This window comes from Streptomyces sp. NPDC002773, from assembly GCF_040295605.1.
Lineage (GTDB): Bacteria > Actinomycetota > Actinomycetes > Streptomycetales > Streptomycetaceae > Streptomyces.
This window is the reverse complement of record NZ_JBEOVO010000058.1, coordinates 1-18,649: the sequence shown is the minus strand read 5'-3', so window position 1 is coordinate 18,649 and position 18,649 is coordinate 1. Positions and strand designations below refer to the sequence as shown.

Annotated in this window: 16 protein-coding genes; 7 read left to right on the top strand and 9 right to left on the bottom strand. The window is 68.6% G+C overall.

Features of this window, described 5'->3' with window-relative positions:
* The first annotated feature begins 550 nt into the window (after positions 1–550).
* Positions 551–973: a helix-turn-helix transcriptional regulator gene (locus ABT034_RS34345; RefSeq protein WP_351221029.1), complete on the top strand. Its 423-nt coding sequence runs from the start codon at positions 551–553 to the stop codon at positions 971–973.
* Between the two features lie 12 nt (positions 974–985).
* Here the strand turns inward: ABT034_RS34345 and ABT034_RS34340 are convergent, their stop codons facing one another.
* The 8 genes from ABT034_RS34340 to ABT034_RS34305 all read right to left on the bottom strand — a co-directional run bounded on the left by ABT034_RS34340 (position 986) and on the right by ABT034_RS34305 (position 10,478).
* Positions 986–1,327, bottom strand: coding sequence for a hypothetical protein (locus tag ABT034_RS34340; RefSeq protein ID WP_351221028.1), 342 nt, complete (start codon positions 1,325–1,327; stop codon positions 986–988).
* Positions 1,328–1,937: 610 nt separating this feature from the next.
* On the bottom strand, positions 1,938–2,267 hold the full coding sequence (locus tag ABT034_RS34335) for a hypothetical protein (protein WP_351221027.1): 330 nt from the start codon (positions 2,265–2,267) through the stop codon (positions 1,938–1,940).
* A gap of 506 nt (positions 2,268–2,773) precedes the next feature.
* Positions 2,774–3,460 carry an Lsr2 family DNA-binding protein gene (locus tag ABT034_RS34330; protein WP_351221026.1) on the bottom strand — a complete coding sequence of 229 codons (687 nt, stop codon included), beginning with the start codon at positions 3,458–3,460 and terminating at the stop codon, positions 2,774–2,776.
* A 15-nt stretch (positions 3,461–3,475) separates the two neighbouring features.
* A complete protein-coding gene (locus tag ABT034_RS34325; RefSeq protein ID WP_351221025.1) occupies positions 3,476–8,215 on the bottom strand; it encodes an RHS repeat-associated core domain-containing protein in 4,740 nt (1,579 codons plus the stop codon).
* Positions 8,216–8,325: 110 nt separating this feature from the next.
* Positions 8,326–8,493, bottom strand: a complete 168-nt coding sequence (locus ABT034_RS34320) for a hypothetical protein (protein WP_351221024.1) — start codon at positions 8,491–8,493, stop codon at positions 8,326–8,328.
* A gap of 202 nt (positions 8,494–8,695) precedes the next feature.
* Positions 8,696–9,466: a transposase gene (locus ABT034_RS34315; RefSeq protein WP_351221023.1), complete on the bottom strand. Its 771-nt coding sequence runs from the start codon at positions 9,464–9,466 to the stop codon at positions 8,696–8,698.
* Between the two features lie 42 nt (positions 9,467–9,508).
* Positions 9,509–10,132, bottom strand: coding sequence for a hypothetical protein (locus tag ABT034_RS34310; protein WP_351221022.1), 624 nt, complete (start codon positions 10,130–10,132; stop codon positions 9,509–9,511).
* 79 nt (positions 10,133–10,211) lie between these two features.
* A complete protein-coding gene (locus ABT034_RS34305) occupies positions 10,212–10,478 on the bottom strand; it encodes a hypothetical protein (protein ID WP_351221021.1) in 267 nt (88 codons plus the stop codon).
* 211 nt (positions 10,479–10,689) lie between these two features.
* On the opposite strand from ABT034_RS34305, the gene ABT034_RS34300 reads away from it, so the two are divergent.
* The 6 genes from ABT034_RS34300 to tpg all read left to right on the top strand — a co-directional run bounded on the left by ABT034_RS34300 (position 10,690) and on the right by tpg (position 17,855).
* Positions 10,690–10,992, top strand: coding sequence for a hypothetical protein (locus ABT034_RS34300; protein WP_351221020.1), 303 nt, complete (start codon positions 10,690–10,692; stop codon positions 10,990–10,992).
* The gene (locus ABT034_RS34295) at positions 10,986–11,588 is read left to right on the top strand and encodes an RNA polymerase sigma factor (RefSeq protein WP_351221019.1); all 603 of its coding nucleotides are present in this window, start codon (positions 10,986–10,988) and stop codon (positions 11,586–11,588) included. The genes ABT034_RS34300 and ABT034_RS34295 overlap by 7 nt, the downstream gene beginning before the upstream one ends.
* A 5-nt stretch (positions 11,589–11,593) precedes the next feature.
* On the top strand, positions 11,594–13,267 hold the full coding sequence (locus ABT034_RS34290) for an IclR family transcriptional regulator domain-containing protein (RefSeq protein WP_351221018.1): 1,674 nt from the start codon (positions 11,594–11,596) through the stop codon (positions 13,265–13,267).
* Positions 13,268–13,769: 502 nt separating this feature from the next.
* Positions 13,770–14,387, top strand: coding sequence for a TIGR02391 family protein (locus ABT034_RS34285; RefSeq protein WP_351221017.1), 618 nt, complete (start codon positions 13,770–13,772; stop codon positions 14,385–14,387).
* A 633-nt stretch (positions 14,388–15,020) separates the two neighbouring features.
* Positions 15,021–17,282, top strand: coding sequence for a telomere-associated protein Tap (gene tap, locus ABT034_RS34280; RefSeq protein WP_351221016.1), 2,262 nt, complete (start codon positions 15,021–15,023; stop codon positions 17,280–17,282).
* 12 nt (positions 17,283–17,294) lie between these two features.
* Complete coding sequence (gene tpg / locus ABT034_RS34275) at positions 17,295–17,855, top strand: telomere-protecting terminal protein Tpg (protein ID WP_351221015.1); 561 nt, start codon at positions 17,295–17,297, stop codon at positions 17,853–17,855.
* Positions 17,856–17,928: 73 nt separating this feature from the next.
* On the opposite strand, the gene ABT034_RS34270 is transcribed toward tpg, so the two are convergent.
* Positions 17,929–18,528 carry a hypothetical protein gene (locus ABT034_RS34270; RefSeq protein ID WP_351221014.1) on the bottom strand — a complete coding sequence of 200 codons (600 nt, stop codon included), beginning with the start codon at positions 18,526–18,528 and terminating at the stop codon, positions 17,929–17,931.
* Positions 18,529–18,649 lie beyond the last annotated feature (121 nt).

Genomic DNA, 18,649 nt, shown 5'->3' with positions numbered 1-18,649 from the left:
CGCGTCGGCCGGGCGGCGCCCCGGGGCCGGCCGGCCCCCCCCCCCCCCCCCGGCCCCCCCCCCCCCCCCCCCCCCCCCCCCCCCCCCGTCTCGCAGGCCTCGGTGGCGGTGAGCAGAGCGAGGCGAGGCTCATCGGAGTAGGTGCCTGTCACAGGCTCGGTGTCATGGTCCACGCCGTCTTCAACGGCACCCGCCCAGGCCAGGGCACGGGACGGGCGATTCGGGCCGTCCCCGTACGCGGGTCAGGCCGCTCAGGCCACCTGCAGACCGTCCTTGTGGGTCCAGCTCTTCACCAGGCACGTATCGCCGCCGATGACGGCGGCAGGGTGATGAGGGAAGCGAATCTTGGTCCTGTGCTGCAAGCTCACCGAGCCAGCGGGTCGCGCGGATGAGAAAGACCTGTTCAGAGGTTTGCCGGACGGGAAGAACCAAGCGGCAGGGGGCGGGCCAGTGCGGTTCGGTGCCAGCCAGGGGGCAATCTGAGCCTAGTACATGCGTAACTTATTTGATACGCTCTTTGGAGACCGGTTAGAGAAAGCGGGAGGCAGTGATGGCTACGGAGCACGGCGCCTTCTGGGATGACCTTGCCGAGGACTTGCAGGACCCTGAGTTTCTCCGCCACTACGTGGTCGAGTCGATGCGTATCGCCACAATCGACAGGATCGTGAACGAGCTGGACGAGGCACGTGACGCGGCCGACCTGTCCAAGGCTGCGCTGGCTCGAGCGATCAGCGCGGAGCCTGCTGTTGTGCGACGGCTGTTCTCAGCGGGGCACGTCAATCCGACGCTGGGCACTTTGGCTGAAGTGGCAGCGGCACTGGGGATGCGAATCACTCTTGAACCGCTGCCAGCGGCTGAGCGGAAGTCGGTCACCGACCCGCTCCTGGAAGGCCGGGCGGCGGATCCGCGTGCACTCGCAAAGCACCTCAACGAGATGCGACGCCCCAAGTCCCGCTCGAAGGCCGCAGCCTAACCAGGTATCCAGTCACTGCGTCGAGCGGGGATTGCGCTCGCGGTACTCCTCGCCCAGCTTCCGCACTGACCGGTAGTCATTGTCCGACAGGACAGTACGGAAGGGCTTGTCCAGCCCGGTGATAACGACCAGCAGAGGTTTCTCGCGTCCTTCTGCCTCGTAGTCGAGCAAGCAGAACAAGCGATAGTGATGGCGTCCGGGGCCGTTCACACGGACCTCGTACCAACCGCCCATGTCTCCCTTCATGGCTTCCCAGTACCCACCGCCGGCGAAGCGCTTCGGCGGGGCAGCGGCCACCTCGGCGAGCACCGCACGCATGGTCGCCCGCACCTTCGCCGGGCAGACGTCGCGCATGAACACACGCCCTGGGGCTGTCTGCAGGGCGTCGTCGTCGAGGTGGCGCTGAAAGTAGACAATCTCGTGCGCATCGTCGCTTGAAGGACACGTCCGCACCTGCGGTTTGGCCGGGGCCCGTGGCGAGGATCGACGACGGTCACGTGGATCTGGAGTCACAGTCCGATCATTTCGCAGACATAGGTGCCATGGGTGCGTATTGCTTGCTTTCGGTCAGCAGTACCTATGGCAGGGCATCGGCTCTGGCCTCACCAAGGGCAGCGAGGGCCGGGACGCCATTCACCACTCATGCACGGCCCTGGTTCCTCGGGCACCCGTCGCTGCCTGGCCTCGACCGAGCACCAGGCAGTGCTCGGCCCGGTCAACACCCGGGAGGACGGTTCACCAAGACGATTCTCAGTGGTCAGGGCCGTGGCCATGACGTTGACTACCTCGCGGTGTACGTCCTCAAGTACCTCGGAAAGGGCAACATTCACATCTCCGAGGAGTTGATCACCAAGTCGCTGCGTGGGGTGGGCGGCTTGCCTGCCGCAGGACACGCATGGGTGGAAGATGCCACCCGGACCGCATGGACCCTGGCCACCCGCTACAGCCTGCCGAAATGGCGTGGCTACGAGGCACCCCTGGACAGAGCTGGCTCCCAGCCCCGTAGCGAACACCGTACGGGCGGGCTCCGAGCCACAACCAGGTGTTCCTGCCGGGCCTGGACCAGGCCGTGCCATGCGGAGCGGACCTCGTCTTCGCTCCTGGTCCAGCGGATGGTCGAGCGTTCCGGGAGGGGAAGGCCGGCCATGAAGTGGGCGGCGTCGGTGAAGTAGACGAAGTCGCCGGTGGCGGTGAGCACGCGCAGCCGGCCGATGGCGACGGCCAGGTCCTGGTCCTCGCCGCGGGAGGTGTACCGGGAGGCTAAGCGGCGCCGGGAGGACGTGCCGGTACGCACAGTCCGTCCGGGCCGCCCAGGAGCGGGCCTTGCGGGCGCTGCCTCCGCGCCCCCACGGTCCCGGGTGCCGGCGGGCCCCCTGGTGGGCGAGGCCTGCCGCCGTCCCCTCAACTCCCTCCTCGCCAAGGCCAAGGCCAAGCACCTCGGCGAAACCGCTCCTCCGAGGGACGAGGCAGCGGCGGCGCCCCGCCAGGCCGCTACGGTGAGCCGTGGGAGGTCGCGCCGACTGGTCGTTGGTACGCCTCCCACGTGCCGCCCGTATCCGGTGACCCTGGTTACGGGCGGCACGATGCGTTCCTGGAGTCCTATGGCGCCGGGGTGTAGTGGACGACGGTGGCCCCGCACGGGCCTTCGCCATACACCCTCAGCACGCTTGCTTCGCCCTGGTCGGCCGCCAGGCCCAGCGGAGCTTGGTGGCGACCCATTCTGAGATGTACCGGCAGTGGGCGTCGGGGAGCGGCGGGCTTCCACTCCCTCCCCCTCCCAGAGCATGCTGGGCAAGCCTTTCACCCGCTGTTGGAGTTCTCTTGTTCCCAGGCCTGGATGATCTCGATAGGGATGCGTCCGCGTTCAGGCAGGTCGTATCCGTTGGCATTGGCCCAGTCGCGGATGGCGCGTGTGCTGACGGATGTCCGGGGGGCGGTGGTCGGTGTGTTGCTGCGGAGAGTCGCAGGGGCGAAGGTGGCTCCGTGGCCGAGGAGGTCCTTGGGGAACATGGGGATTTGTGTTGTTCCGCTGAGAGTGGCGACGAGGAATTCGGCCAAGGACCCGTTGTAGGTGAACCAGGGGGCGCGCAAAGCCTCGTTGACGGCGACGATCCACTCGTCCGGGGAGTCGGCGGGCTGGGTGACCCAGAAGAGGTAGTCCCCGTTGCCCGTGACTCCCATGGCGAAGAGGTCCTCGGGGGAGTGCGGCAATGCCCAGGGGTGTCGGGCAGTTTGCCGGACCTCTTCGATCTGCGTACGTAGACGCGCTGGCATGGGCCCGGTCAGATCGGCCCACTCGCTGGGGGCATCAGGCTGATACAGGGTGATGAAGTCGCAGAACTGGCCCGGGCCGTAGGTGGCGACGAGTTGCTTGTAGTCCTGGGGCAGGTTCATGCCCAGTGTGTCTTCGATCCGGGACCAGTCGGGGGCCGGCGGGACAGTCGGGGGAGGCGGGCACAGTGCCGTCAGTGCTGTGAGGGCAGTCATGGGATTCCTTGGAGGCTAGGGACGGGTACGGGGACGGGGACGGGGCTCGTCGTGAGCAGGGTTTTCGAGAATGGTGCCCTCATCAAACAGAAGCTTGCCGTCCCGGTCCTTTTTGGTTCCGAACGCCTCGAGCTGGATGGACTTGGGGGGCGAGTCGGGATCATCGTTCACGTACTCCAAATACACGCTGTACTGGACGACATCGTGGCCGTCGACAGCGTTATACACGCGCTGCTCGAACATGCTCATTTTCGGCGTGTTCGTCGGGTTCTGGGAAACCGTGAACAGGTTGTCATCGTGATCGCCGGATCCACCGAGCTGCCGCGCCAACATGTGCCCGCGGGCCTGTCCCTTGCCCGACTGGTATCCAGGAGGGATGATCGAGTTCCGGGCGTGTGTGCCTTCGTCGAGCATGTTGCGGGTGATGACCGCGTGCATCTCGTAGGGACGTCCGTGTGCGTCGCGTTCCCACCTGACTTGCCCGCCCCATGTGGGATCCGGCTCGCAGGCTGCCAGGCCCAGAGGGTCCGCCAAAACGAACGGGTTCGCAACATAGGCGTAGTGGTTGATCGAGGGAGCGATGCCCAGTGGGTCGGGCGAGAGGTACCTGCCCACTTCGGGATCGTAGTAGCGGTTGAAGTTGTAATGCAGGCCTGTCTCGGGATCGAAGTACTGGCCTGGATACCGCAGCGGGGTGTAGGCGGTGCTGTTCTTGTTCCACTGGGTGGACCCCCAAGCGGTGCTGCGGGCACGCCAGGCCAGGGACCCGTCGGCCGAGACCAGCTCCGTGGGACTGCCCACGAGGTCGGTGACGATCGCGAAGAACCGGCGATTGATCTCCTGCTGTGTGCTGCCGGCCTTCATCTCACGCTGGCTCAGGGGCCGCGGCCCGGCGTAGTCCCACACCAGGGTCGCGTCATCGCCCTGCTGCTCGGCCAGCTGCGCGCCATCCCAGCGGAATGTCGTGGTCTGTTTGACCTGCTCGGCGTCCTGGTCTAGGCGCTGCTTGGCCAGACGGCGCCCGAGAGCGTCGTAGAGGTAGCGCCAGCGATCCCCTTCAGGTGTCTGGACCTGGGTGAGTCGATCTTCTGCGTCCCACTGGAAGTGCCAGGTCAGAGTCGTGCCGCTGAGTGTCTTCGTCCGGCGGAGTGTGAGGCGGCCCTGCTCGTCATAGCTGTAGCGCGTGCGTCCTGCCCGGATCAGGCGCGTGCCCTCGTATTGCCGGTCTCCGGCGGCTGATTGGCCCGGTGCCTGGGACGGAAGGGCTGTGCGGCTCTGGTCACCGGCAGCGTTGTAGGCGTACCGCTCCGTCCAGCCAAGAGCCTGGACCTCTCGCACGCGGCTGGCGGCGTCCAGCAAGAATGTGCGGCGTCCTGCCAGGCTGTCCTCGATACTCGTAGGCATGCCGTCGGCCTGGTACGTGAAACTCCTGCGCAGCAGGGACGTCTGATTGATGTCACCCAGCGTCATGTGGGTGAGACGGCCGACCGGGTCCCAGTCCTGCCGCATCTCCAGGGCATCATCGACGAACCGTGCGGTCTCGCGGCCGAGCGCGTCGCGCTCGAACCGGAAAACGTGCTCTCCAACTGTGTAAGACGTTAGGCCGCCTGCCGTGTACTCCAGGTGGCTTTCGGCGCCGGAGGGCGTGCGCCTGCCGACACGGCGCCCGAGGGCATCGTAGGTGAAGGACATGGTGGCGCCGTTGATGGTCTCGGCGACGATGCGGCCTGAGAGATCTCTCTCCAGCTGGATGCGGGAATGTGCGTTCGTGATCTGTGCGACGTACCCGCTCTCGTTGTGAGCGAAGTGCGAGGCCGAACCGTCGTCGTGTGTGATGTGGGTGACGCGTCCGAGGACGTCCCGGTCGAAACTGAGGCTCTGGCCGGCAGCGTTCGTCCGCCGGACGATGAATCCGAGGGGATCGCGCTCGTACGTCAGTGTGCGGCCGTCGAAATCTTCCTCCGCGACAAGTCTGCCTGCGGCGTCGTAGGTGTACTTCCACACCAGGCCGTCGGCGTTGGTGACCGCTGTCAGCCGCAGCTCCGTGTCATGGGTGAAGCGATAGCCGCTGTCCTCACCCGTCTGGGTGCTCAGCAGCAGGTCGAAGTGGCCGGAGGAGTGGGTGGTGGTGCGGCCCATCCGGTCGGTGTGTGACACGAGGTTGCCCTCGCCGTCCCATGCCCATTCCTCACGGCTACTGTCCGGCAGTTCGCGCCAGATGAGCTTGCCCTCCACGCTCCAGCCCTGCCGCACGACGCCACCCAGAGCGTCCACGACCTTGGTGACACGCCCGAAAGCGTCACGTGTGCATGAGGCGGTCGTCCCGTCGGGCCGCGTGACCTGTACCTGGAGACCGGCGGCATTGGTCGTAAAGCGGGTGGAAGACCCCAACGCATCCTGAACGAGACACAGATGCCCGCGGGGATTGAACACGTACTCCGTGCGGGCACCGGCCAGGTCCACGGACGCGGTGAGGTTGCCGCGTTCGTCATAGTCGTAGCGGCGAGAATTTCCGCCACGTTCGGTGATCACCTCAGGCAGATGCAGCTTGCTGTAGGTGGCGGTGGTCCGCACGCCGTCCGGCGCGACAAGTCCGGTGAGGTTGCCGTGCTCATCCCGCTCAAAGCGGGTGGAACGCTCCAGTGCGTCTGTCTGGACGAGCAGCCGGTCGTGGGCGTCGAACTCGAAACGCGTGGCGTGACCCAGGGGGTCGATCTGGGCAGTGACCTGGAGACGGCTGTTGAGGACGTACGTGGTCGTCGAACCCTGCGAGTTTGTGTACTGGGTGATCCGGTCACCGGATTCCGGGTGGATGCTGTACGAGAACGTTGACGACAGGTAGCCGTCGGGGCCGATAGTGCGGACCACTCGCCCCTCGGCGTCGTAGACGTACCGGAACGTCGAGTCGTTGCGGTCGGTCCAGGAGGTGATCCGGCCTTCCGGGCTGTAGGTAAAGCGCAGCGGCAGGCCCGAGGAGTTGGTGACCTCGGTGAGATTGCCCAGGCCGTCGTACCCGTACCGCATGACGGTGATAGGACCCTCGTCGGTGCGCAGGGAAAGTTGACGGATGCGGGCGTCTTCGGCCGTGAGCTGGACGGTGTAGCCGCCGTTGTGAGTGACCGCGGTGGGGGTTCCGTCCAGGCGCCGGGAGAAGGTGATCCGATTGTGGTTTCTATCGGTCAACTTGGTCAGCCAGTAAGCGGGAGAGGCACGGTAAGGGCTACCAGTGAAGGAGCGGGTCAACCCGGTGTGAAGGTCGGTTGCCGTGTAGGTGGTCTCGTCTTCGTTCTGACCGCCATAGACCAGGGCAATCCGAGGGCCTTCCACGGGCAGGACCGGGGTGCCGTCCGGGAGAGGGAGACTGGGATAGACCAGGGTGGAACCATCCTCGCGTGCCCAGATTGCCCCGGCACCGGGCACATCGATTTCGAGGCGTTCGTCGAAGGTGGAGGCCCAACTGCGGCCGAAGAAGTGGCCAAAGCGGTACTCGGAGAGATGGGTGCGGCGAAGAACGAGGGGAAGGACTCCCAGAAGGGACAGGTCGGTCTGGGGGAGGGTCATCTCACCCGTCGCCACATCGACCGGGTCGTTCGCGCACTTCTTCTTCTTCAGCTCGATCCCGTGCCGGCGCGGGTCGGTCTTCACATCACGTAGCGAATCAGGCTTCAGATAGGCGTCTCCGCCCCTGCCCCCACGATCGTTAGGGTTCCTGCCCCCCGTCCGCTCGTCGTCTCCGCTCTTGCGTTGCCGCGCGATACGGGCAGCGGTGTCATCGTCGTTGTTCTTGTGGTCGACGGAGATCTGCTTCACGACCCTCGGCAACGTCTTGCCGACATGGTCGCCCATCGTGCTGGCCGACTTCACCAAGGCTCCCATGGCCTTGTCGATGACCGGGTCCAGGGCATCGGCGATGCTGTCCCGACCCTTGTTGCGCCCCTGCGCCGTCCTCGCCTTCGCCAGCTTCCCGGCGGTCTTGCCGTGGATCCCGGCGCTCACACCGTTCAGCTTCGTACCGGCGTTATCGTGCTCGTCGTGCTCGATGTGGAAGCCGCCCCCGGGGCGACCACCACCGCCGCCGGCCGAGGCAAGGTTCAGGCCCTCCTTCGCACCCTGCACACCCTGGTCGAAGCCGTCCTTGCCGGCCTCCCGCGTCTGACCGAGGTCCACCCCGTTTTGGACACCCAGGGCGTCCATGCCGATCTGGACCACCAGGTCCGCGGCCATGTTCTCCAGCGCCGCCACGGCCGGTTCGGTCATCACCCCGACGATGTGACCGACCGCCTCCTCCATCGCGCCCGTGATGAACTTCAGCAGCTGCTTCTTCGTGTAGGCGATCGCACCGGCGCCGAGCAATGCCGACAGGCCACCGGTCACCGGGATCAGCGCCATGGCCAGACCCGTCTGGCCGGCCAGGATCCCGAGCTCCGCGACCGCCTTCCACTTCATGGTCTCGATCGCGCCCGCCGCCATGTCCAGCGCGCCCGCGATCGTCCGGGCCCCGGACATGATGTCCTTCAGGTGCTTGCCCTTGACCTTGCCCCAGTGCACGTTCAGCGCGTCCATCGCCTCGCCATGGCCCGACGACAGCAGACGCTCCATATGGTTGTTGGCGAGCTGGCCGTCGTCGGCGAGGTCGTCCGCGAACTCCCGCAGCGCGTCCGCCATCTCCCGGTAGGCGTCCTCGTCGACGTTGGGCCAGTTCACCCCCACCAGGTCAAGGAGTGTGTCCGCCCAGTCCGGCACCGTGACAGCCATGGTTGAGAATCCCCCGTCGAATGATGATCAGTCAGCCGAACAGTCCTACCACGCTGTCTGAACAAGGTGTAATCCGCTACAGCAACCTGTCACAGGAGCAGGTAGAGGTGTCACCCCGCCTTCTCTCCGGTGGGCGGCTGCGGCCTGGACGCCAGCCTGCTTACCAACGCCTTTCGGGCGTTGTTCCTGAGATTGGCGGAGGGCAGAGCTCCTCCGTGGAGTTCTTTGAACTCGTCGATCGGGTCCTGCTCGGCCTCACCGGCGTCGTCCTCGGTCATCGGCCGCCAGGCGACGAGCAGCCGAGTCGACCAGCTGCCAGATGGAGCGACCGCCCCCATGGCCGGCCGGCAGACGGGTGCCGTGGCGGCGGTGGTCGCCGAGCCGCCGATTCAGCCCGCTCCGCCCCGCGGCCTAAGGGCTGTCCCGTAAATGATCTTCGGATCGCCTCGGGCACGCATTGCCGCCGTACGGCCTGCTGATCTAGCCGGCGAGGGCGAGGTTGTGCATCCGGGCGATGCCGAGCATGGCGTGATGGACGCCGTCTCCTTTGAGGCGGCAGTCGCGGAGGATCTTCCAGGTCTTCATGCGGGCGAAGACGTGCTCGACGCGGGCACGGACCTGCTTGTGGGACTTGTTGTGTTCTTCTTTCCAGTCCGGGAGTTCGGCCTGGCCGTGCTGCCGGCGGTGAGGGATGACGAGTCCGGTGCCCGGGTAGCCGCCGTCGGCGATCGTGAGGGTCTTGCCGACCGCGGCCTTGGCTCCGGACTCCTCCCATGCCTTGCAGTCATTGCGGTTCCCTGCGAGCGGGCGGCCGACCACGACGACCAGGCGGGTGTCGGCGTCGATGACGACCTGATGGTTGGTGGAGTACCGATAGTTCTTCGACCGCTCGGCGATCTTGTGGTCGCGGGTGGGCACGAGGGTGCCGTCGACGATGAGCACGGTGTCCTTGGCGAACCGCTTGCGGGGCTGGAACGCGAGCATCGGAGCGAGGTGGCCGATGATCCGGTCCGCAGCCGACTTCGACACCCCGAACAGCGGGGCGAGCTGCCGCATGGTGAGGTTCGTGCGCCAGTAGGTCGCGACCAGCAGTGCCCGGTCCTCCAGCGGCAGGCTCCACGGCCGGCCCTTGCGGACCTCGTCCGCACCCTGGCGCCGCGGAGCCGTCACCAACTTCCCGAAGGCGCGAGGGCTCAGCCCGGAGAACGGGGTTATCCAGGAAGATTCCGACGCCGTGATCACACCAGCCATATCAAGATCGTTTCATGGGTGATCGGCGGCTCGGCCCGCCTCTCAGCTGCCGCTCAGCGGAGACGTCCACGTGGGGTCGTGGCGGGATCTCCTTGTGAGGTGGGCCAGAAGGTGTTCCGTTGCGATGGAGGCGGTGTCTTGCGGCGTGCCAGTTGCGGTCAGGGCGGCGATCAGCCTTGCTGATGCCGTTTCCTGCACGTCCGGGTCGCTAAGAAGGGGCAGCAGTAGCAGGAGGCGGGTGGCTGTGTCCTGGATGCCTTCATCCGCAAGCGACGGATTGTCAGCGATCTGGGTCAGTTCGGACCAAGTCAGCCCAGCGCCCGAGAAGTCTCCGTCCCAGCTGGCGATCTGCTCGGCGTAGCTTTTTCCTGGATGGGTGATGAGGTAGTCGGTGCCGTAGTCGCCATCCAGATTGCGGTAGATCACCACCACCCCGGGGCCGTTTTCTGCCGGCACCCTGAACACCGGCCAGCGATCAGGATCGAAGAGGACCTCGGACAGGGCATCGACATCGGCGCCGTCCTCACCGAACCACTCCGGAACCGGGCGCTCGACGCACCCCCCGTCGCTGCACATCGCCAGGAGGTAGTTCGACCAGAAGCCCGGGTGGACCAGCAGCGACTCGCCCGGCACCAACGGGCCAGCATCGTATCCCTTGATCAGCACCCCTCGATCCTGTCACCAGCCACTGACACGATCCGATCCGGGACCGGCAACGGGGCGCCGTCCAGTTACGGGACAGCTCTTAGCCGATGTACACAACCGTCGCCCCGTCCACCCAGGCATCGGCGAGCTTGTCGGTGGACACGGACGGATCGCGGCCCTTGAGGTGTCCGGCAGGGCTGGCGGGGAGGAACGACGGGGGCGAGGTGTCCGCGCGGATCCCCCCGTAGATCCCGTGCCCGGTGGGGACGTCGCTGTCGGGCAGCTCACGGAACGGCACGAAGCCGCGGAAGCCGCGTTCAGCGAGGGTCGTCTGCGTCGACTCCGGTGCCTGGGTCGTGCCGGGCATCGTGCCAGGCGCGTCCGACAGTCCCCGGCCGGAGAGCGCGGGGGCGATAGCCCTCTGCGGCGGCACCTGTTCATGAACGATCAGCTCTGAACGCCGTTGTGGATAGTTCCTGAAATCTCCGGTCCCGGCAGGAGAAGGCGGGAGGCTGGACCGTCTAGGGGTCGAAGGCGCATTTCACGCGCCTCTGAACCTCAGATGGAGAGCGACTCACATGATGTCGTCCTTGGACTGGGCCGGGCTCGCCCCGGCCATCGCGGCCGCCGTGCAGACGGCGGCCGTCGTGGTGCAGGTGTACTGGGACCGGCGGCAGCGCGGTGCCTTGATGACGCAGCACCCTGTCTTCGGCGAACCCGTGCCCGCGCGTGCCCCGCGCCCGGCGCCCGGCTCCCTTTCCGTCCACGTCCAGCTCGGCGGCGTGCTCCAGACCTCCGGCACCCCGGTGTCGGTGATCGTGCGGGTGAGCGGCACGGGCGGGCAGGCGCTGCCGTCGGCGAAGGAGCACGGCCCGTGGTAGCGGATGACGAGGCTCCGGCAGAGTCGGCCGTCGAGGCGGACCTGCTCCAGCGGCTGCGGGACTGCTACGAGACGTTCATGGAGGCGGAACCGCGGATCCTGCGCAGGAAGACCAACCGCCGGCTCTCCTACCAGGCGTGCCAGGACGTCGCCCACGAGGCGTACCTGAAGGTGGCGACGAAGGTCATGAACGGCCAGCTGGGTCCCGAGGTACAGCTCGCCGGCTACCTGCGCAGGGCTTCGAGAAACCTGGCGATCGACACGCTGCGGTCGCAGTCGCGTCTCGACCCGCTGGACGAGGTCGGACTGGTCGTGGCGGTCCCCGGCCAGCGGCGGCCCGCCGACGACTTCGATCCGCTGGAGGAGCTGGTCGTGCCCACGATCGACGCCATGCCGCTGAGCCGGCCCCGCAAGGTGGTGCAGCTGCAGAGCCAGGGCCTGAACGACACGCAGATCTCCAAGGTCCTGGGCATAGGCGCGGACCGTGTGCACCGGGACCGGTACATGGCCGTGGTCGAGCTGCGCGGACGGCTCGGCGGATACATCCGGGACGGACACCGGAAGAAGAAGACACGACGCGTGGAGAAGGAAGGGTGAGGGCCGTGAGCCGCTTCAACCAGGACAGCGGCGGCCGTCCGGCGCCGGAGGCCGGGGCTGAACTCCTGACGCTCATGAACCAGCTCACCGGGCCACCGGACTTCTGGGACCGCCCGGACGGCGACTTCGGCCCCTTGACCCATCTGTACGAGCTGGACGCGGAGGATCGGGGGCGGGCGAACTCGCACTACCGGCTCGGATCGAAGGCGCTGCGCCGCGGTGAGCTGGCCGCCGCGGCCGACTGGCTGGGTGCAGCGGCCTCGGCCGGTCACCCCGGAGCACTGTTCCGTCTTGCCCTGGTCGTGCTGCGGGTCAATGCCGGCTGGGCGGACGACGCGCGGTTCCTCATCGAGGAGGCCGCCCGGCACGGACACGGCGATGCCGAACGTCTGCTTGCCGCGGCCGCCGGCCGCCTGCCCGCCTCCGGCGCCCCGCCGCGGACCGAAGACCCCTCCTTCCTCGAGGAACTGCGCCGTCTCCTCGACCTCCCCCTTCACCGCCTTGAGCCAGACCCTCACCCCGCTCTGCCCGATCCCAGCCAGCGGCCTGGCCCCGTGTTGCAGGCCTCCCCGGCCACCGGGCCAGAAGAGGAGGAAGGAGCACCGGGACGGGCCGGGCTCGTCCTTGTCCCCGCCCCCGTGCTGCCCATGCAGTACGGGCCCGCCCCGCGCCCCCGCACCGCGCCCGAGGTGGAACGGCGCCGGCTGACCGCACTGAGCGGTGGACTGGCCCTGCCCGTACCCGACCCGTACCCGACAGTTCCTGTGCGCCCCTTCACCGTCCACGCTTTCGTCGACCTCCGGGGAGAGCCGTGGTGGTCGGCCAGCGCCCTGCGCCCGGCCATCCTCACCGACATGGCACGCCACAGCACCACCCCCGCCGTGGTCCCGGCACGGTGGCAGACCACGCAACGGGCCCGCGACCTGCTCCTGCTCATCCACGACACCGACGGCATCGACACCCGCACGCTCGCCCGGCGGACCCGGATGCCGATCAACTTTGTCGTCCGGCTCCTGGACTGGCTGCGCGACGAACGGTTCGTCGGCACCGTCGCAGGCGTCCACTTCCCCGGCCCGCTGATGGCCCTGGCCACACAGACCGACCCCGATCGGACGCTCCTCAAGGACACGCTCGCCGCCCTGCGCGACGAGCTCGGCGCGGCGGTCTACCTCAGCACCTACACCGACGGCGAGATCACCGTCCAGGAATCCGCGTCCAGCCAGACCGCGCCCCCCGTCGAAGAGGTCGCCCCGTTCAGCGACACCGGGCACGCGAGCGCCAACGGCAAAAGCCTCCTGGCCCAGCTCGACTTCGCCTCCCGTATGGACCATCTCACCCGCTACCCCTCGGTCCAGCTCACCGGCCGCACCATCACCAGCCAGCGCGCGCTCATCGACGAACTCGACGGACCCGGCCCCCACTCAGCCCAGTTCGACCTCCTCGAATACTCCGACACCGCGCTCTGCGTCGCCTTCTCCCTCGGCCTGCCCGGCCGGGCATCCAGCGTCGCCCTCTCCCTCCCCGCCGCCCAGCACCTACGCCTCATCGACACCGCCACCACCCTCAGCCGCCGCGCCACCGGGCTCCTCCTCGCACACCTGCTCACCGACGACACGCAGCAACACGAGAGGAGCACGTGGCCGCAGACAACTCCCGCACCCCGCCGCGCACTGCCGTAGAGGCTGGCACGCACGCCAGGGTCGGGTGACGCTCGCCGGTCCCTGGCCGCGATCTTTGAAACTCGGGCCGGTCTTCGCCCGCGCTCGCCAGAGATGAACATGACCGTGCCTCCCGCACAGGGGTGGGCGGGAGGCACGGGCGGGGCGGGTGGAGCAGGCCTGACCAGTCGGCTCACCCGAACTAACGCACCGCCGTCACCCGCGTCACGGCAGGGTCACTCGTCCGCGTGGCGGAACCGCTCCTCCGAGGGACGAGCAGCGGCGGTGGTCCGCCTGGCCGCTACGGTGTGTTGTGGGAGGTCGGGCCGACTGGTCGTTGATCCGCCTCCCACGTGCCGCCCGTACCCGGTGATCCCGGTCGCGGGCGGCACGATGCGTTCCCGGCGTTCTACGGGGCCGGGGTGTAGTGGACGACGGTGGTCTCGCAGGGGCCGCCGGCGTAGACGTTGATGGCGTCGATCTCGCTTGCCTCCGGCACCGGCTTCTCCAGTACCGAGGAACGATGGGCTCGGCCCGCCAGGCGTTCCAGGACGAGCCGGACGTCGAGGTGCTCCTCGACCGCCTCTCCGATGCCTGGGCCTGGCTGGAGGCACACGCGCTGCTGTCCCAGGTGCCCAGCCAGTCGGAAGCTTTCCGCCAGCTCTCCCGTGACGGCCGAGACCTGGCGAGGGATCCCGAGGGCATCACGCGGTTCGAAGCCCGCCAACGCCTGTCCGGCCCGCTCCAGCCGGCCCTCGAAGACACCGTGCGCACCAACTTCGACCTGGGCGACTATGAGACCGCGTGCTTCGCCGCGATGAAGGCGGTCGAAGTCGCCGTCCGGGACGCCTCCGGGCTCGACAACTCGTTGGTCGGCGTGAAGCTCATGCGCGCAGCGTTCCAGCCGCACCAGAACGGCAAGGCTGGCGGCCCGCTCGCCGACGCCGGAGCTGAAGGCGGTGAGCAGGAAGCCGCCTCCACGTTGTTCGCCGGCGCCATGGGCGCGTACAAGAACCCCGCCAGCCACCGCACCGTCGACTTCGACGACCCGATCGAGGCAGCCGAGATCATCCAGTTCGCCGACCTGCTGCTTCGGCAGGTCGAACGCGCCAAGCGCCGCCAGGCGGGCACGACGACGTAGAACTGCGGGCCTTCGGCTATCTGGTGTGCCTCGGCGGCGCACCGGGAGCCGGCGGCCGGGAGCAAGGGCTGAGGGGGCGGCCCCGATGCGGGACCGCCCCCTCAGCCGTGTGCAGAGCGATGAGGTCAGCGTCGCTTGCCGAGTCCGGGCAATCCGCCGGGCACCGTGCGAACGCTGCTTCCCGATCTGTTGGCAACATGCCTGGGGGAGGCGGGAGCTGAGGGCGTCTCCGAAGTCCTCAGCGGTGGCAGCACAAGTGGTTCATCACCCTGGGGACATGCCACGACATCCCCTGATGCTGAGCAGGCAGCAAGCTCGTCTGGCACCTGGTGAGAGTAGAGGCGGCCCGTTCGGATGTTGACCTTTGTCCTTGCGCCGCAGTCGTCGCATTCGTGTCGGACAGCGTCCGGATTTCGCACACTTCCCCCTCCGAGCGGTCCTGGTCCGGCTGGCTCTCACCGTGGCCCCGAGCGGCACCTGCGGTAGGGCGCCGCACACTTCGGCTGCTCAGGCTTCGCCGGACGTCAGCGTGAAGTGTCGCTTCACTCGACAGAGCGCATGTACGCGATATGTACGCCGATCGTACGCGTATTGTACGCTCCAGGGGGTAGAGTGTTGATCAGGAGGTGTCCCATGTCCGAGTTGTTCGACGCGGTCGACGCACTGCTCGCGTCCCGCGCCACGCTGCCGCCACCGGCGGAGCGCAAGCGGCTCCGCACCGCGCACGGCCTGACGATCGACGAAGTGGCCACCGCACTACAGGTGCGCCGAGCCACGGTGTCCGGCTGGGAGTCCGGCAAGACCGAGCCCCGCCCGCCCGAGCGCGACGCCTACGCCCGACTGCTGGACAAACTCGCAGAGCTCTACCCCGCCGCCCCGGCGGACACGGCCACGCCCGTCCCTACCCCTGACGCTGAGGTGCCGGCCACGTTCACCGCAGCGCCCACCCCGGCGGAAGCGCAGACTCTGTCCACGGGTCCGGCGTCCGGGGCTGCGGTCGTGACTGCGACCGAGAACGCCCAGACCCCCGCCCCGGCCCCCGTTGCCGCTGCTCCGGCCGCCGCGTTCCGCCCGGCGCGCACCACCAGGACGTCGTCGACGTCGCGCCGTCCGGGTGCGAAGAAGGCGGCCCCGGCCGGTACCCCGGCGGGCTCGACCGATCCGCGGTTCGAGAACGGGCCGCTGGCGGTCGTCGATGTCGAGGACGGGCAGGTGCTGGCGTACTGCACCGGCGGCCTGGTCCTGGACGTGCCCGCCAAGTCCCTGCCGTCCCTGGTGGACTGGACGCTCAAGGAGGCGAAGCTCGGGGCCCCGAAGCTCGCCGGTCCGGGCAAGGACGCCGACCCGCTGATCGTGCTCACCGAGGCCGCCCTGGAGCGCTACGGCCTGCCCGTCACGCTCACGGAGGAGGAGAAGCACGCCGGGCGGATCCCGGAGGGCCACAAGGTCATCAAGCAGCTGACCCGCGCGGAGTGGAAGCTGACGAAGAGAGGCTTCGGACCGTGGGCGCGGATCTACCGGCCCGCCACCGGTTCGGAGCGGGCCTGCGTCCAGCTGTGCATCCCCTCCTGGAACGCGCTCGACACGCGGCACTGGGGCGAGGCCGGGCAGCTCCCGCCGGCGGAGCTCGCCCGCGTCCTGGGCGTGTACGCCTCCCGGGTGATGACGCCTCGCGGATCGACCGCCGTGACCGGCCTGGAGCTGATGACCGCGCTGCACCCGCCGACCCGGGCCTCCGAGCCGGACGCCGACGGCAAGCGGCACTCCGAGCACAACCCCGGCTCGCTGGGCAAGGACGCCATCGACCCGATGAACTGGCCGCCGTGCGAGGTCCCCGACGGCCACCCGGTTCTCAAGGACCTGCCCCGCTTCCACGTGCGCGGCCCGGCGGAGAAGCTGTTCGAGGAGGCGTACGACTGGGCACGGCCGATGACCGATGCCGAGTGCACCCTGCGCCACTTGGTCGGCATCGACGTCAACATGGCCTTCGCCGCTGGCGCGAACGGTCTGAACGTCGGCCTCGGTGAGGCGACGCACGTCACGAACCCCGTCTTCGACCCGAAGCTGCCCGGCTCGTGGCTGGTCGACCTGTCCCACGTCGACCTGTCCCGCGTGAAGGTCGGCAAGGAGTGGGTGGAACTGGACGGCAGCCTGCTGCCCTCCCCGTTCACGCCGAAGGGCGAGCGCCCGGAAGGGCCAGCCTGGTACACGACGCCCACCGTCGCCTACGCACAGGAGCTCGGCTACGAGGTGCGCCCGGTGGAGGCGTGGGTGCGGCGGGAGAACGGCCGCTACCTGGACGGCTGGTACAACCGGCTCCGCGACGCCTACCTCGCCACGATGGCCGACCTCGGCGTCGACGCCGACCTGTCGCCGGCCGACTTCCTCACGGCGATGGACGGCTACAAGGCCCGTGACCCGGAGCTGTCGATCGTCGTCTCGGCGGTCAAGGCGACGGTGAAGGGCGGCCTGGGCAAGCTGCGCGAACGGCCCCGCGGGGAGGGCTGGCGGCCGGGCGAGCCGTGGCGCGCCCTGTCCCGCCCGACGTGGCGGCCGGACATCCGCGCGGCGGTCATCGCCCGCACCCGGATCAACCTGCACCGGAAGATCGTCAAGCACGCGTCGTTCACCGGGCAGTACCCGATCGCGATCCTGTCCGACTGCGTCGTCTACGCCGCCGCCGGGCCCTCGCCGCTGGACTTCCTGCCCTACCGGGAGGGCAAGCCGCTGCCCGGCGGGTTCAAGCTCGGCATCAACCCCGGCCTGGTCAAGCACGAGGGCACCCAGTCCGTCCTGTGGGGCGAGGAGGTCCGCGAGAAGTTCAACGCGCCGGAGCTCAACCTCGCCCGGTACATCAAGGACGGCACCGTCACCGACGTCGACAACGGAGAGTAGGAGAGGGCCACGATGAGCCTGTTCGGGGACGGTCTGGAAGCCGCGGTGCAGAAGGCGTTCACGCGCCCGGCGCCCAAGAGCGCGGGCACGCAGATGCGCTACCTGGTCAAGCAGATGAAGGGCAGCACCAAGGCGGTGGCTCAGATGCTGCGGGTCTCCCAGCGCACCGTGGAACGGTACGTGAAGGACCAGATCAAGAAGCCCCGCCCGGACCTTGCCGCGCGTATGGAGCGCGAGGTGAAGAAGAGGTGGCAGCCGCAGATCCGGGCGAAGGCCAAGGCAAAGGCAGCGAGCACGGGCGGCATCGTCATCGACACCCGCGCCCGCATGGGCTACACCGCGCCGATCGGGTCGACGGACCAGGACCGCATCCGGCACCTGACCGTCGCCCTGCCCCCCGTCTACGCGGCCCGCCTCTTCGACGCCCAGGACGCCGGTGCCAGCGACGATGAGCTCCAGGAGATCGCCGCCGAAGCGCTCAAGGACGTGTACTTCCAGGACGGCGGCCGCCGCGCCGGGTCCCTGGAGGAGGTGCGCTTCACCGACGTGGAGCACCTGGAGTTCGATCTGTAGCCCGGCTCCTCGTACCAAGCATCTGGCCCCCGGCATTGGAGCTGCCGGGGGCCAGGCGTTTCGCATCCTACGGTCAGCCGGCCCGCCGGGCGCGGCGTCGTTCCCGCCAGGTCGCCGGAGGCGCGGTGGCTGCCTGGGCGGCCCGGCCGAACGCCGCGAGCTTCTCGTCCAGGCGCGCGGTGTCCTCGAGGTTTCCGACGGCGTTCATCAGCTCCTCGGTGGTGGTGACGACGGCCGGGTCGGGGCAGCGCAGCAGCGGGGCGGCCGCGGTGGCGATCCGGGTGAAGGGCTCGCGCAGCGCGGCGGCGGCCTGCTTGCTCACGATCCTTTCCTGTGCCAGCAGTTCCGCCCCGCGCCCGAGACCCGCCAGGCCGCTCTGCACGTCGGTGCCGCCGGCGATCCGGGCCCGGGCCGCGCCGCCCACGCAGGCGAGCCCCGCCAGCAGAACCGTCCTGCCCCGCTCGGCCAGCGTCTCCCACAGCATCTGGTTGGCGGTGCCCGCCGCCCGCAGCTCCGCCACCGCCACTATCAGCGCGTCGGCGTGCCCGCGCAGCGCTTCCCGCTCGCGCTCCTGGTCCTGGCGGTTGCGGGCTCGGGTGGTCAGCCACCACGTCAGAAGAGCGACGAGGCCACCCGAAACGAGAGAGCCGAACGACTCGATCAACTTGTCCATCCGCGCACACTGCCTGCTCACCGGGCCTGGGCGTCGGTGCGTTGCCCACCTGACGCACAACCCGTACCCGCCCGGGGGGGGGGGGCGCCCCCCCCCCCCCCCCCCCCCGGGCGCGCCGCGG

Excerpts from the sequence above, each read along its gene's own strand:
- ABT034_RS34345 (WP_351221029.1), top strand. The coding sequence starts at position 551 with ATGGCTACGGAGCACGGCGCCTTCTGGGATGACCTTGCCGAGGACTTG.
- ABT034_RS34340 (WP_351221028.1), bottom strand. The coding sequence starts at position 1,327 with ATGCGCGACGTCTGCCCGGCGAAGGTGCGGGCGACCATGCGTGCGGTG.
- ABT034_RS34330 (WP_351221026.1), bottom strand. The coding sequence starts at position 3,460 with ATGACTGCCCTCACAGCACTGACGGCACTGTGCCCGCCTCCCCCGACT.
- ABT034_RS34325 (WP_351221025.1), bottom strand. The coding sequence starts at position 8,215 with ATGGCTGTCACGGTGCCGGACTGGGCGGACACACTCCTTGACCTGGTG.
- ABT034_RS34320 (WP_351221024.1), bottom strand. The coding sequence starts at position 8,493 with ATGACCGAGGACGACGCCGGTGAGGCCGAGCAGGACCCGATCGACGAG.
- ABT034_RS34315 (WP_351221023.1), bottom strand. The coding sequence starts at position 9,466 with ATGGCTGGTGTGATCACGGCGTCGGAATCTTCCTGGATAACCCCGTTC.
- ABT034_RS34305 (WP_351221021.1), bottom strand. The coding sequence starts at position 10,478 with ATGCCCGGCACGACCCAGGCACCGGAGTCGACGCAGACGACCCTCGCT.
- ABT034_RS34300 (WP_351221020.1), top strand. The coding sequence starts at position 10,690 with ATGATGTCGTCCTTGGACTGGGCCGGGCTCGCCCCGGCCATCGCGGCC.
- ABT034_RS34285 (WP_351221017.1), top strand. The coding sequence starts at position 13,770 with ATGGGCTCGGCCCGCCAGGCGTTCCAGGACGAGCCGGACGTCGAGGTG.
- tap (WP_351221016.1), top strand. The coding sequence starts at position 15,021 with ATGTCCGAGTTGTTCGACGCGGTCGACGCACTGCTCGCGTCCCGCGCC.
- tpg (WP_351221015.1), top strand. The coding sequence starts at position 17,295 with ATGAGCCTGTTCGGGGACGGTCTGGAAGCCGCGGTGCAGAAGGCGTTC.
- ABT034_RS34270 (WP_351221014.1), bottom strand. The coding sequence starts at position 18,528 with ATGGACAAGTTGATCGAGTCGTTCGGCTCTCTCGTTTCGGGTGGCCTC.